Below are 14,135 nucleotides of genomic sequence, written 5' to 3' on the forward strand. Positions count from 1 at the left end.
CGCTAATAAAACAAACACTCGAACTGACGGAGGCATCTTTTTTTGATGGTTCCTTATTGATACATCTATTTTATTCGCTATCGCTACTAAAACAAGCACTCGAACTGACGTTAGTATTAACTGCGTTACTTCGAGTGAATGTTTTGAATGCTAATGAAAAAACAATCCTATCGAGAAGCTAACCTACGATATTCACAATCTTTCCTGGAACAACAATTACTTTTTTGGGTTCACGACCTTGTAATTGATCCTTGGTTTTTTCGTGGGCCATGACCGTTTTCTCAATATCTTCTTTGCTCATATCCAAAGGCAGTTCCAAAGTAAAACGCATTTTACCGTTGAAAGAAATTGGATAATTCTTGGTGTTTTCCACTAAATATTTCTCTTCAAACTTAGGAAAAGGTGCGGTTGCAATAGACTCCCCATGTCCTAATTTGCTCCATAATTCCTCTGCAATATGTGGCGCATAAGGTGACAATAATATTAATAAGGGTTCCAACACTTGTTTGCTGGTGCACTTTTGAGCAGTTAATTCATTTACAGCAATCATAAAGGTAGAAACAGAGGTGTTGAATGAGAAACCCTCAATATCCTCTTCCACTTTTTTAATGGTTTTATGAAGAGTTTTAAAAGACTCTCCTAAAGTCTCTAAAGAAGTGGAACTATGCACGTAAAAACTGCCATTTTCACCTTGATGGTATAATTTCCATAATTTTTTAAGAAACCCGTGAACTCCTGTAATACCAGCTGTATTCCATGGTTTTGCTTGCTCCAAAGGCCCAAGGAACATTTCATACAAACGCAAACTGTCTGCTCCATATTGCTCGCAAATACTGTCTGGATTGACCACGTTGTATTTGGATTTGGACATTTTTTCTACTTCACGACCTACTTTGTAGACATCATTTTCCCCTTCTATTATTTTTCCGTTTTCACCAATGAAAATAGCGTTTTGATAATCTTCACCAAATTCACTGTCGTTTTTTAAACCTTCAATATTCAATTCATCTGAAGCATTTATGTATTGCACTTTTACGTGAATAGGTAGTGGTACCACTATAACATTTTCCAATTCAGAAGCATCGCTAAGACCTGCTATTTCAGCAAGTTTACGTTTCAGTTCCTTTAAGTATTCTTTGTTAGCTTCCAAATCCCCTTTACTTATAAACTCAGAATGAGAAATATAAATATTATCTAGTTTTTTCAATAATTGTTTTCCCAGGCTTTCTTCTTCTTTAGGATTGGCAAACATGTAGCTTAAGCGATACACAAAAGCACTTGTCCCTAAAATCATCCCTTGGTTGATGAGCTTCTTAAAAGGCTCTTCCACCTGAACAAAACCTCTATCTTTCATAAACTTCACCCAAAAACGGGAGTACAATAAATGTCCTGTGGCATGTTCGCTTCCTCCAATATACAAATCGACGTTCTCCCAATATTTAAGTGCTTCATCACTTGCAAATTCCTGGTTGTTTTGTGCATCCATATACCTAAAGAAATACCAAGAACTTCCAGCCCATCCTGGCATGGTATTCAGTTCCAAAGGAAATACGGTTGTATTATTAACCTTTTTGTTTGCCACAACCGAATTGGTTTCTGTGCACCAAGCCCAAACATCGGCACGCCCTAGAGGTGGCTCGCCTGTTTCGGTAGGCAAATACTTTTCCACTTCTGGTAAACGTATTGGCAAATGTGCTTTATCTATCATTTGTGGCAAGCCATTTACATAATAAACAGGAAAAGGTTCTCCCCAATATCTTTGACGAGAAAACACAGCATCACGCAGTCTGTAATTGGTTTTTCCTTGGCCTTGACCAATTTGTTCAAGTTCAAAAATAGCTCGTTTGGTTGCCTTTTTGTAATTCATTCCGTTAAGGAAATCAGAATTGGAAATTACGGTATTGTCTTTATCTGAAAAAGCTTCTTCAGAAATATCAACCCCTTCAAAAATGTTAGGAATGGGAATATTGAAATGCTTTGCAAAATCGTAATCTCGTTGGTCTCCACAAGGAACAGACATAACGGCTCCTGTGCCATAACCTGCCAACACATAATCTCCAATCCAGATTGGAATAGGTTTTTTTGTAAAAGGATGTTCGGCATAAGCACCTGTAAACGCTCCAGAAATGGTTTTTACATCTGCCATCCTATCTCTTTCGCTACGTTTTGCAGTGGCTTGAATATAGGCCTCAACCTCTGCTTTCTGATCAGGTGTGGTGATTTTCAACACCAGTTCGTGTTCTGGGGCAAGCGTCATAAAACTTACTCCGAAAATGGTGTCAGGTCTTGTTGTGAAAACAGAAATTCTGAATTCTGAATTCTGAATTCTGAATTCGATTTCTGCTCCAACGGATTTCCCAATCCAATTACGCTGACTTTCTTTAAGGGACTCTGTCCAGTCTATCGTGTCCAATCCTTGCAATAACCTTTCGGCATAAGCAGAAATTCGCATAGACCATTGTGTCATTTTCTTTCTGATAACCGGATGTCCGCCACGTTCCGACACGCCATTTACAATTTCATCGTTTGCCAAAACGGTTCCCAGTGCAGGACACCAGTTCACTTCGGTTTCTGCCAAATAAGTTAGTCTGTACTTAAGTAATATTTCTTGTTTTTCAACATCTGAAAAAGCGTTCCATTGTTTTGCACTGAATACCTCAACATTATCATCACAAACGGCTTCTACGGCTGCATTACCTTCAGAGGCAAATACCTTTTCCAATTCAGAAATAGGGAAAGCTCTGTTAGAGTGCTTACAGTACCAAGACTCAAACAATTGAATGAAAATCCATTGGGTCCATTTGTAATACTCAGGATCAGAGGTGCGAACTTCACGAGACCAATCGAATGAAAAACCAATTTGGTCCAACTGTCGTCGGTAGGTTTTAATATTTTCTTCAGTGGTTAAAGCTGGATGCTGACCAGTTTGAATGGCATATTGTTCTGCAGGCAGGCCAAAACTATCATAACCTTGTGGGTGCAGCACATTAAATCCTTTATGACGCTTGTAACGCGCATAAATATCACTGGCTATATATCCTAAAGGATGCCCAACATGTAAGCCTGCTCCAGAAGGATAAGGAAACATGTCCAACACATAATATTTTGGTTTTTCTGAGTTGTTTTCGGCTTTAAACGTTTGGTTATCTGCCCAATATTTTTGCCATTTGGCTTCTATCTCGTTGAAATGATATTGCATTGTCTAATTTTTCGCTTGTAAAAGCGCAAATTTAAACTTATTATAAGAATATTGAAAGTTTAAACGTTTTAAACCATAAGAGAATAGATTTCTTTTTTATTTTTACATCATTAATAAAACATGTATGAGTTCTTCTTTTGAAAATTATCAAAAACGCAGATTAATTTCTTCTTATTTTTCAGTGGTATTAAGTATCGCTTTGGTCTTGTTTTTATTAGGCTTGCTTGGTTTATTGATATTAAATGCTAAAAAGGTTTCCGATCACTTTAAGGAACAGGTAGTTGTAACCATTTATTTAAAAGAAGTTGCCAAAGACGTGGAAATAAAACAACTTGAAAAAAGCTTGGCCATGTCCAATTATGTTAAATCCACAGAATTTGTGTCCAAAGAACAAGCAGCCGAATCCATGAAAGCTGAAAATGGAGAGGATTTTATGGATTTCTTGGGTTATAATCCATTACAGAATTCCATAGATGTGCACCTAAAAGCAGACTTTGTAACTTCTGAACACCTGGAAACCATTAAAGACGAAGCGCTTTCTAAAAATTTTGTGGATGAAGTGAGATATGACAACGACTTGGTAACCTTAATGAACAACAATGTAAAGAAAATAAGTTTTTGGGTCTTGGTAATTAGTGGCATCTTTACCGTTATAGCTGTTTTATTGATAAACAGCTCCATTAGGCTATCGGTTTACTCAAAGCGTTTTACCATAAAAACCATGCAAATGGTTGGCGCCACCAAACAATTTATCAGAAGACCCTTTGTATGGAAAAGTGTGCGTCTAGGCATTATTGGAGCTCTTGTTGCGTTGTTGGGTGTGGGTGTGGTACTGCATTATTTAAACAAAACATTCCCAGAATTGAATTTGTTACAAAACCCTGTTTTATTAGGTGCTTTATTTGCTGGCATTTTCTTGCTAGGCATTGTAATTACCTGGATAAGTACTTTTATTGCGACTCAGCGATTTTTAAATTTGAAAACAGACCAGCTTTATTATTGATTCAAAATTCAAGGTTTTGGGTTTAAAATTTGTCATGATAGACAAACATCCGTTATTTTTAGAAACTGTTAACGCGATAGTTTAAATAAAACCGTTACTTTGCAGGTTTTAAGTTTTATAGTATTAAACAACATATTATGGGAGAACAAAAACGTAAGGAGCAAGCTAAAAGCGACTTTATCTTCGGAAAGAAAAATTATAAATTCATGCTTATTGGCTTGGCATTTATAGCTATTGGGTTTGTTTTAATGTCTGGTGGTGGAAGTGACGATCCTAATGTGTTCAGTCCAGATATTTTTAGTTTTAGACGCATCCGTTTGGCTCCTACCTTGGTATTGATAGGTTTTGGGTTGCAAGTGTATGCCATTTTATTAAACCCAAATAAGAAAGAAAAATCCAAAAACTAATTTTTAAACCCTACTAACATTTAAAACCTTATTCCAATAAAATTTGGGATGCGGTTTTTGAATATTGATTTTTTCACTTCATGGACATTATTGATTCTATCATTTTAGGGGTTATTCAAGGTCTTACTGAATTCCTTCCGGTTTCATCCAGTGGACATTTAGAACTTGGTAAAGCCATTTTAGGCGACCATTCCATACCACAGGAAAGCCTGATGTTTACAGTCGTTCTTCATTTTGCAACTGCCTTAAGTACCATGGTGATCTTTAGAAAAGATATTTTTACCATTTTTAAAAGCCTGTTTGCCTTTCAATGGAACGAAGACACCCAATTGGTAGTAAAAATACTGGTTTCCATGATTCCTGCTGTCATTATTGGTTATAATTACGAGTCGCAACTTGCCGAATTATTTGATGGCAGCATTCAACTGGTAGGTTTTATGTTATTGATTACTGCTTTTTTACTTTTCTTGGCAGATAAAGCCAAAGACACCGATAAAAATGTAACTTTTAAAAATGCCTTTATAATAGGCATCGCACAAGCCATTGCCATGTTGCCGGGAATCTCAAGGTCTGGAGCCACAATCTCTGCTTCAGTGTTACTGGGAACTGATAAAACCAAAGCTGCCAGATTTTCATTCTTGATGGTAGTGCCCTTGATTTTTGGAAAAATTGCCAAAGATATTCTTACAGGGGATTTAACTTACAACAGTGAAAGTTTTGTATCCTTAAGTATTGGGTTTATTGCAGCTTTTGTATCTGGTTTGGTAGCCTGTACATGGATGATTACTTTGGTAAAAAAAAGCAAGCTAACTTATTTTGCCATCTATTGTGTGGTAGTAGGTATGATAGCCATTATTTATTCCTCTTTAAACCCATAACATGACGGCAGAAGACTATCTTTCAGGACAGGTTTTATTAATAGACAAGCCGTTGCATTGGACATCGTTTCAAGCTGTGAACAAACTGCGTTGGGAAATACGTCACGCTTTCAACATCAAGAAAATAAAGGTAGGTCATGCTGGCACCTTAGACCCACTTGCTACTGGTTTATTGGTAATCTGCACAGGAAAAATGACCAAACAAATAGACAAATTTCAAGGTCAAGAAAAAGAATATACAGGAACCATTGTCTTGGGAAGCACGACACCATCTTACGATTTGGAAACAGACATCAACAGAACTTTTCCTACAGACCATATAACTGAAAAAGACATTCGTGATGCCACACAAGGATTTATTGGCGAGATTGAGCAATATCCTCCCGTTTTTTCAGCCATAAAAAAAGATGGCAAACGCTTATATGAATTTGCAAGGGCTGGTGAAGACGTTGAATTAAAATCACGTAAAATCACTATTTCAGAATTTGACATTATAGGTATTGAAGGACAAGACATTCATTTTAGGGTAGTTTGTAGTAAAGGAACCTATATTCGTTCTTTGGCTAACGATTTTGGGAAAGCCCTTAAATCGGGATCCCATTTATCGGCTTTAAGACGAACAAAAATTGGTGATTTCCATGTGGAAAACGCGCTTACACCTGAAGCCTTTATAGAAAGCTTAACAACCAAGTAGCACTATTTTTCGTATATTAGATTGAAGCCTGAAACGGTTTCATACCCAACATTTGAGTTTTTTGAATCTATCGAACAAACATAAAGCACTTTTAATTACCTTATTGGTCTCAGGAACCATCGTACTTTCGCTGTTTAGTTTTCATATAAAAAAGCAAAACGAATTAATGGCCGAAAGCTACTATCTCCTAGAGCCCGAAACGCCAAAAACACCAGAAGAACTTGAAGCTGAAAAACTAGCCGAAGCTGTAGAAAAACAACCTTCTGAAACCAATAAAGCTTATAACGAAACCCAAGAATACAAGAAATTTGCTGAAGCTTATCAGCCTATTGCGCCTCCAAAAGACTATGTGCCTAAACCATCGGAAAATATGATGGAAAATGACCTAACAGAATCTGGCACAACCCAAGCAATTTCAGAAATTGACGATGATGTTTTGTCTTCTTACAGTAGTGTTAACGATGTTCTAAACAAAAGAAAACCAAGCAACAGCAGTCAATCGGTCAATAAAAATAGCAGCATGCACTATTCTTTGGTAAACAGAACCCATGAATATTTGCCCACACCTATTTATTTATGTGAAGAAGGTGGAAAAATTATAATAAACATTACCGTAAATGCTTCCGGTTTGGTTACAGATGCTTATGTAAATGCTTCCACAACGTCCAAAAACGAATGTTTAAAAGACCATGCCTTAGATTATGCCAAAGAAGCCAGATTTAGCACAGATGTTTCCAAACCTTCACAAATTGGGACAATAACTTTTTATTTTGAAGGTAAAAATTAAGCCGTAACCGTTAGTAAATTCATTACTTCACGAATTACGCCCTGACCTTTATCTGTATTGTACCATTGTTGCAATTCCTCTTTAATCTCTGGCGTGATTTGACCGTGTTTGGCCTTGTAATCAACCACTAATTTTGTTGCTTCAGATGGTCTTGGCCCAAAGGTATTTATCACTTCGTTGGAAGCATCATCAATGATAATCAATTTAGGAATGGCTTTGCCGCCATTGGTTAAAAACAGATTCATTAAAGCTTCGTTGTCATCGCGAAGAACCACCCTAAAATTAATGTTTGGGTTTAATTCAGACAATTTATTAAAAACAGGAACCACATGGGCCGCATCGCCACACCAACTTTCGGTTAGCACCAACCAAGTTTGTTTGGTTTCTATATTAGCCAACTCTACTTTTACACTGTCTGTAACTTTAATGGTTTTGTCCCAACGCTTCATACGCTGGTCGTTTAACTTGGTAAAAGCAACCATGTCTTCACTTTTATCGTTTCCAGTAGTGGATTCGTTTAACACCAATTGATTCATTAGGGTTCTGTAATCTTGGTAAGACATACTCTTAGCCAAACTATCTTTAATTATTTCTTCCATACTTTTTATATAATGCAGCAAAAATAAGTTGTTCTGCTTAGTTGTTTTATGATTTATATCATATCTATGTCTATCTTTATTCCAAAAACTTACAATTAATGAGATTTCCATAGACATGGAAATAAAAATCACTTTTCAATGACAAAACATAGATGTGGTTGGTGTGTTGGTGACGAGCTATACGAAGCGTATCACGATCAAGAATGGGGCGTTCCAGTAACAGATGATGACACACTTTTTGAATTTTTAATCCTTGAAACCTTTCAGGCAGGTTTAAGCTGGATTACCATTTTAAGAAAACGGGAGAATTTCAGAAAGGCTTTTGATGGTTTTAACTACAGGAAAATTGCCCAATACAAACAGGACAAAATAGACAGTTTGTTACAAGATGCAGGTATCATAAGGAACAAATTAAAAATACATGCCACAATTACCAATGCTCAAATGTTTATGAAAATCCAAGAAGAATATGGAAGTTTCAGCAATTATATTTGGGGATTTGTAGATGGCGAACCCATAAAAAACAAGCTCAAACATTATAAAGAAGCACCTGCCACTACAGCTATTTCGGATGCGTTGAGCAAAGATTTAAAAAAACGGGGTTTTAAGTTTGTAGGCTCCACAGTTATGTATGCACACATGCAAGCCACAGGCATGGTAAACGATCATGAGGTTGGATGTTTTAGGTATCACGAGGTGGATAATGAATCATGAAAATTAAAAAAAGTTAACTCTTGCAGTCAATGTTTTTAACATTCAAATCCATTCAGACTTTAAGAAACCCTCTGAATCCTCTAGCAGCATAGTATGATTCTGCACCATTGTGATAGATAAAGACTGTACCAAAACGATTGTCGCCAAAAAGGGCTCCCCCAAGGCTTCTAATTTCTTCAGGTGTTTTTATCCAACTGGAAGTTTTTAAATCTATGGCTTCCAATTTTTGTAAATCTTGATATTGTGCGACACTTAAAAGCTCTATTCCCATTGCAGTTGCCAGATCCATAGCATTGTCCTTAGGCTTGAATTTTTTTCTGGACTGTAGGGCTTTCCTATCGTAACAAAGGCTTCTACGTCCTTTTGGGCTTTCTTTGGAGCAATCATAAAAAACATATTCACCTGTCTGTTTATCGTAATTTACCACATCGGGTTCTCCTCCAGTTTTTTCCATTTGGTAAAGCGACCACAATTTTTCTGGATGGGTTTCTAATCTGGCTTGAATTTTTGACCAGTCCAAAGCTTCATGGCGATGCCTGTGATTTTCAAAACGGTTTTTTAGGACTTGAATAAGATCTTGACTTTCTGTAGGCGATAATTTTTTCATAAGTATAAAGTAATCATTTTTAAAAAGTTCCCTACTAAATAATTTTATAAAATTACTAAAAATCTGTCCTTTACAATTAATTTTATTTCTTGTATTTACATTTAAGACGCAAGCAATTAAGTTTGGTGCTTGCTGGAAAGATGAAGCTTGCTGAGGCTACTGAATTGAAGGCTTTGTTTGTTTAAGTTATTTTAAAATATAAAAAGCACCTCATCCCTGCATTTTGGAAGAGATGCTTTTTTATTGAATACACAATTATTCTAATATGATTTTTGTAAATCCATTCAAATTAATCTGGAATTAACTTGCGTGAACTCTTATATCTTACCTCATTAAAAATGTAATACTCACTTCTAGGTAAATTATTAAACCCTGGATTACTCCATGTTTTATCTAACATAAATATATAATGAGGTTCTTTGAGTATTTCCTTTAATTCATTATATTTTTCTGTAGAACCATCGTAATAAAACACCTTTTTTTCTTTTAATTCTTTTTCAGATAATTGTAATGTTGAAATTGGAGGATGATATCGATAGTAAATCATATTATAAACCAGTTTATCAAAATCAAGTGTATCTTTTAAAGACACATTTTCTTTTTCTAAATGCCGTTTTTTGAAATTTATATAAATTGGGTCTAAAGTGTGTGATTGTCTTACATAATTCAACTTTACCGATTTATGAACAAAATATAATCCAAAACACCAGTCACAACTTGAACTTGCACCAATAGCACCAAAATTAGAATTTGAATGCGCTTCACGTCTTTTATAAAACTCCTTTCGCTTTTGAATACTAGTGCTATCTAACAAAAAGTAAATAGAGCTTAGTCCAACTACCGTTTTACCATCATCTTTTTCTATATTATTATATAACTTAACAACATGGTTGTTTGTATCTGGATTGTCGAAAACAATATAAAGTGTATCCTTTTCTTTTAGAAAAAAAGCTTCTTGTGAGAATGATATCGAACCTATTAAAAACAATAATATAAATAGTGCGTCTTTCATTTTAATTACAATTATTCGATACATAATTAATGTTATTTGATTGTGTCCACCATTCTGTTACACCCTCTTTCCATAAATCTAAAGGATTTGGATATAATGTACTCGTATATTCTGTTTGAGTAGATAACCAATTAGCAAATTCTGGGGTTCCATGTAAACCTGACCAACTCATGTATTCTGCCACTTTTTGTTTCCAATTAAATGCACCAAAATGTTGAATCATTAAATTTTTTATGTCTGTTGGCTCACTATTCCAATCATGATTGTTATAAAGTTCTTGTTCCAGTTTTTCTCTGTATGTTTCAATTGCAAAAACTGGACTATTAAATAACGAATGTGTCCATTCTTGGTTATTATTAGGATCATCACTATTTTCCAAAATTTCACAAATTAAAAACACCCATCTTTCCTTCATGGTTAAGAAATTAATATTTATTTCTTCGTCTAAATTATCGTCCTGACACATATCATCATAATTTTCAATAAGATATGGTCTTCCAATGTTATCAAAAGAAACAATTCCCCAATCTTCTAAAGACTTAAACATAAAAGCATGCATTAACTCATGAGATAAGGTAACCATTTTATCTAGATTGGATGCTGATTCTGCATCTGGCGAGGAAATAATCTCATAAGATGCATGTGTTTGTCCAAAAATAGTAGTTGTTTCTCCTTTAGTAAATGCATAATCTTCTGGATTAGGTGTTGGTCCAATTGAGAATTTTAAAGGTGTTAATTGGTCGAACTCAAATAACATATCATTAAAGAAATTATTACCCAAATTTCCTCCTTTTAATTTTTCGTAAATACAATCTAATTCAGAGTTAACAAATGTATCGTCTTTTGTTACTCCCCAAGTATAAAAATCTTCATTAAATTCGTCTAAATCTCCATTTATGATAGCTTCTATAGAGGCTATTACAAATGCTTGGGCTTTTTCACTACAATTTTTATTGCTTAAAAACGTACTCATTTTTCTTACTTGAATAAAATTATCTGGATTATTTATCCAATTACTTACAACCAAATTAGCATTTTCTACAGAGTTCAAGCCCAAACATTCTATTAAGTTTTGCTCGTATGGAATAGTGTATGTTGGAGCAGTGTTTATTGGGTCTGGATTATTTGGAGAACTAGAGCCTCCTGCTCCACCTCCACCACCAGAGCCACCACCTCCTAAGTTGCAAGTTGTCTCGGAAAACATATAACTTTCTGTACAATTATCTCCAGCTAAATGTATTGAACCACCCCAATTACAATACCAAGTTACGAAACAGCCCATATCCATATCTCTATTAACAAAAGCAGTAGAGTCAATATTTACTATCTCAGCAATACTTGTTCCTTGGAATGTAAAAGAATTATGGTCTACAATATATTCCATTGAAGACTCCGGAAAGTATGTTATTAATAAAGCCCTCTCGTTTTCAAGACTATCTATTTGAATAACTATATTGTTAAAACTATTAGGTTCTTGGTTGTCTAAATAAGCTAAAAAGGTATATGACGTAATATTACCAATTTTTATCTCTTTAATAATTGTAGAATCTATTTCAAAATCATTATCGTCTAGACTTCTGCTTTTATTCAAATTTTTTTTCTTTATAGCTTTTACTACTTTTTTATATGTTTTACTAAAAGTTGTATTACTATTTAATTCATCAAAAGTGTATTCTTTAATACTTATATTATTCGTGTTTGAATCTGTTATTGAATCATCATCTTTCTGACAACTAAAAACACCGATCATTAAAAGTAAGATAAAACTTTTAGTTAAAAAATGCCCTAGCTTTACGCTTTTTTGCCTGCCTGCCGGACAGGCAGGATTTTTGATTTTTGATTTTTGATCATAATAAATAATTTTTAGGTTAACATGCCATAAACCTAAAAGTTAAATTTAAAATATCCTGTACGTAGTACTACGTATTTTTCCCGTTTTTCGATGAAATACACAGTTCGTGTTACGGTTTTTCCGTAATTGGTCGGGTTTTTGGATATTTTTTGTTTGACTTTAGAGAAGTAATAAGACTCTCTGCCTATTGGAGACAGGTTTGTTTTGCTCAGGATGATAGGCAACATATATGTTTTATACTAAAAAGCATGAAACACCAATACCATACAGGCATCACAAAAACCCCAGGAAGTCTTCCCTGGAAACTTCTTCTGCTCCCAAACTGGTTAAATGATTGGTGTACACTTGGCAGTCTATCAGGTTGTAATTGCTGTTTTGTATAAAGCTTATAAAACCGGCTTTACTGGCATTACTAACTTTTGTGAACATACTTTCGCCACAAAACACGCCATTGTTTAAATCCACACCATAAAAGCCTGCGACTAAGTTACCGTCTTGCCAAACCTCCACAGATTTAGCAACACCCTCTTTATGTAGTTTCATATAAGCCTCTATCATACTATGGGTTATCCAAGTGCCACGCTGACCTGTTCTTTTGGCTTTGGCGCATTCGGTTATCACAGCTTTAAAATCTTGGTTGATGGTTATGGTAAGATCGTGGTTTTTTAACACCTGTTTCATACTTTTGGAGACTTTTAATTTCTCTGGAAACAGCACAAACCTTGGGTTTGGAGACCACCATAATATGGGTTGGTTTTTTTCAAACCAAGGAAAAATGCCCTTTTTATATGCCAGAATCAAGCGTTCTTTAGATAAATCGCCACCAACAGCCAAAAGACCATCGGGATTTGCTTGATGGACATTGGGAAAACGGATTTCTGAGGTTAAATAGGTAATCATAGTCTGGCAATATAAAAAAACCTCAACGTTTTCACATTGAGGTTAGATTTTAGACCTTTCGACTGCGCTCAAGGTGACAATTAATGTTTTAAAATGGCAGATCGTCGTGATCGTCTTCGTTTAAATCGTTTGCTGGTTCAAAAGCTTCAGCTGGTGGCATTGGTGGCATATTACCAGAAGCATCTTGTTGTAGCGCCTCAATTCTCCAACCTTGAATGGAGTTAAAATATTTTACTTCTCCTTGTGGGTTTGTCCACTCTCTTCCACGCAAATTAATACTTATTTTTACTTGTTGACCCACTTGAAAATTGTTCAACAAATCGGTTTTATCCTGAACAAACTCCACCATAATATGTTGTGGGTATTGCTCTTCTGTAGTCACTACCACTTCACGTTTTCTAAACCCATTATTCCCAAAGGTTTGTGTGTCTCCAATAACTTTAATTTTTCCTTGTACTTCCATTACTTAATTTAATTTAACTTTTTCATTCCTTTTTAAAACAGGAATTTCTCTTTCTACTTTATGATAATAATATTTTCCAGGCACTTTGTATATCTCCAAAACTTAAATAATTGTGTGCCAATTTATGCTTTTCCCTGTGGGATGCTGTTGTGATATCTGGATAGCGCTGACTGACTGTCTCAACAAATTTACTCACTTCTTCTGGAGTTGGCAAAGTGTCTACATTTGCTAGCATACCAAGATCGTTTCCGGTTAAAATCATGCTGTTTTTAACATCTTCCGGGAAACTATCAACCCCAATCCCTAGGGTTGATAACGGTTTTGGCAACTCGAAAAAGCCACTTCTGGCACGACTGTAGTAATTTCCTCCAGCTCTAGCCACCAGATCCAATTTTTCTTGATCGATACTGCCTTCAGCATCTAGGATATCGTCTTCAATATGAAGTTTCACCACTTCGCAAATCACTAAATTTCCTGCACCTCCTTGGTCTCCCAAAGCCACTACTTCATTTACTTTACACTCAAATTGAATTGGCGATTCGGCTACTCTAAAAGGGCTTACCAAGTCCGATTTTAACATCGTTAAACCTGCTTTGTCAAACTCGTTGACTCCTTCAGGATATTCTGTACTGCTTAAGGATGCTTGATGCACCATATCGAAATTAACCACATTGATAACCACTTCCTTTGTTGCTAAAATATTCTCCAAGGTGTGTTTGGTGGTGTTGTTTCTCACACGTCTTGCTGGTGAAAAAATTAATATAGGTGGATTGGCACTAAACACATTAAAGAAGCTAAAAGGCGATAGATTGGGGTTTCCATTTTTATCCATAGTACTTGCAAAAGCTATAGGTCTGGGTGCCACAGCACTTAACAAATAACCATGTAACTTTCCTACTGATAAATCTTTTGGCTCGAATGATGTCATGAAACTTTTTTAATTTGCACAAATGTAACCATTCTGTTAATGAACTAAAAATGATTTGTTTGCTAGTAACACAATATTATTAACAGATTTTA

Annotated in this window: 15 protein-coding genes and 1 pseudogene; 8 read left to right on the forward strand and 8 right to left on the reverse strand. The window is 35.3% G+C overall.

The window, feature by feature from the left end; translation table 11 throughout:
• A partial coding sequence (locus D778_RS14725) for a hypothetical protein (protein ID WP_040491155.1) occupies nt 1-182 on the forward strand: 182 nt, incomplete at its 5' end.
• On the opposite strand, the gene D778_RS00670 is transcribed toward D778_RS14725, so the two are convergent.
• Nucleotides 179-3,199 carry a leucine--tRNA ligase gene (locus D778_RS00670; protein WP_007646704.1) on the reverse strand — a complete coding sequence of 1,007 codons (3,021 nt, stop codon included), beginning with the start codon at nt 3,197-3,199 and terminating at the stop codon, nt 179-181. The genes D778_RS14725 and D778_RS00670 overlap by 4 nt on opposite strands.
• A gap of 124 nt (nt 3,200-3,323) precedes the next feature.
• On the opposite strand from D778_RS00670, the gene D778_RS00675 reads away from it, so the two are divergent.
• The 5 genes from D778_RS00675 to D778_RS00695 all read left to right on the forward strand — a co-directional run bounded on the left by D778_RS00675 (nt 3,324) and on the right by D778_RS00695 (nt 6,968).
• Nucleotides 3,324-4,202 (forward strand): cell division protein FtsX, encoded by an 879-nt coding sequence (locus tag D778_RS00675; RefSeq protein ID WP_007646705.1) that lies wholly within the window; start codon nt 3,324-3,326, stop codon nt 4,200-4,202.
• 137 nt (nt 4,203-4,339) lie between these two features.
• Nucleotides 4,340-4,609: a DUF3098 domain-containing protein gene (locus tag D778_RS00680; RefSeq protein ID WP_007646706.1), complete on the forward strand. Its 270-nt coding sequence runs from the start codon at nt 4,340-4,342 to the stop codon at nt 4,607-4,609.
• Nucleotides 4,610-4,689: 80 nt separating this feature from the next.
• Complete coding sequence (locus tag D778_RS00685; RefSeq protein ID WP_007646707.1) at nt 4,690-5,487, forward strand: undecaprenyl-diphosphate phosphatase; 798 nt, start codon at nt 4,690-4,692, stop codon at nt 5,485-5,487.
• Nucleotide 5,488: 1 nt separating this feature from the next.
• Nucleotides 5,489-6,181 carry a tRNA pseudouridine(55) synthase TruB gene (truB, locus tag D778_RS00690; RefSeq protein ID WP_007646708.1) on the forward strand — a complete coding sequence of 231 codons (693 nt, stop codon included), beginning with the start codon at nt 5,489-5,491 and terminating at the stop codon, nt 6,179-6,181.
• A 61-nt stretch (nt 6,182-6,242) separates the two neighbouring features.
• Complete coding sequence (locus D778_RS00695) at nt 6,243-6,968, forward strand: hypothetical protein (RefSeq protein ID WP_040491158.1); 726 nt, start codon at nt 6,243-6,245, stop codon at nt 6,966-6,968.
• On the opposite strand, the gene D778_RS00700 is transcribed toward D778_RS00695, so the two are convergent.
• A complete protein-coding gene (locus D778_RS00700) occupies nt 6,965-7,567 on the reverse strand; it encodes a thioredoxin family protein (RefSeq protein ID WP_007646711.1) in 603 nt (200 codons plus the stop codon). The two genes, D778_RS00695 and D778_RS00700, sit on opposite strands and share 4 nt — an antisense overlap.
• A 138-nt stretch (nt 7,568-7,705) precedes the next feature.
• Here D778_RS00700 and D778_RS00705 point away from each other — a divergent pair, with 138 nt between their 5' ends.
• Nucleotides 7,706-8,281 carry a DNA-3-methyladenine glycosylase I gene (locus D778_RS00705; protein WP_007646713.1) on the forward strand — a complete coding sequence of 192 codons (576 nt, stop codon included), beginning with the start codon at nt 7,706-7,708 and terminating at the stop codon, nt 8,279-8,281.
• 52 nt (nt 8,282-8,333) lie between these two features.
• On the opposite strand, the gene D778_RS00710 is transcribed toward D778_RS00705, so the two are convergent.
• The gene (locus tag D778_RS00710; protein WP_007646715.1) at nt 8,334-8,888 is read right to left on the reverse strand and encodes a DUF4256 domain-containing protein; all 555 of its coding nucleotides are present in this window, start codon (nt 8,886-8,888) and stop codon (nt 8,334-8,336) included.
• Nucleotides 8,889-8,989: 101 nt separating this feature from the next.
• Here D778_RS00710 and D778_RS14730 point away from each other — a divergent pair.
• Nucleotides 8,990-9,073: pseudogene (locus D778_RS14730) on the forward strand (acyl-CoA thioesterase); the annotation flags it as partial.
• Between the two features lie 104 nt (nt 9,074-9,177).
• Here the strand turns inward: D778_RS14730 and D778_RS00715 are convergent.
• The 5 genes from D778_RS00715 to D778_RS00735 form a co-directional block, all read right to left on the reverse strand.
• Entirely contained in the window at nt 9,178-9,900 is a 723-nt protein-coding gene (locus D778_RS00715; protein WP_155949853.1) for a hypothetical protein, read from the reverse strand.
• A 1-nt stretch (nt 9,901) separates the two neighbouring features.
• Nucleotides 9,902-11,491 (reverse strand): hypothetical protein, encoded by a 1,590-nt coding sequence (locus D778_RS00720; RefSeq protein ID WP_155949854.1) that lies wholly within the window; start codon nt 11,489-11,491, stop codon nt 9,902-9,904.
• 534 nt (nt 11,492-12,025) lie between these two features.
• A complete protein-coding gene (aat, locus tag D778_RS00725; RefSeq protein WP_007646721.1) occupies nt 12,026-12,652 on the reverse strand; it encodes a leucyl/phenylalanyl-tRNA--protein transferase in 627 nt (208 codons plus the stop codon).
• A gap of 88 nt (nt 12,653-12,740) precedes the next feature.
• Nucleotides 12,741-13,115: a DUF3127 domain-containing protein gene (locus tag D778_RS00730; protein ID WP_007646722.1), complete on the reverse strand. Its 375-nt coding sequence runs from the start codon at nt 13,113-13,115 to the stop codon at nt 12,741-12,743.
• Nucleotides 13,116-13,173: 58 nt separating this feature from the next.
• Entirely contained in the window at nt 13,174-14,043 is an 870-nt protein-coding gene (locus D778_RS00735; RefSeq protein WP_007646724.1) for a flavin reductase family protein, read from the reverse strand.
• Nucleotides 14,044-14,135: the final 92 nt, after the last annotated feature.

The organism is Xanthomarina gelatinilytica, from assembly GCF_000348685.1.
In the GTDB taxonomy this organism is placed as follows: Bacteria; Bacteroidota; Bacteroidia; order Flavobacteriales; family Flavobacteriaceae; genus Xanthomarina; species Xanthomarina gelatinilytica.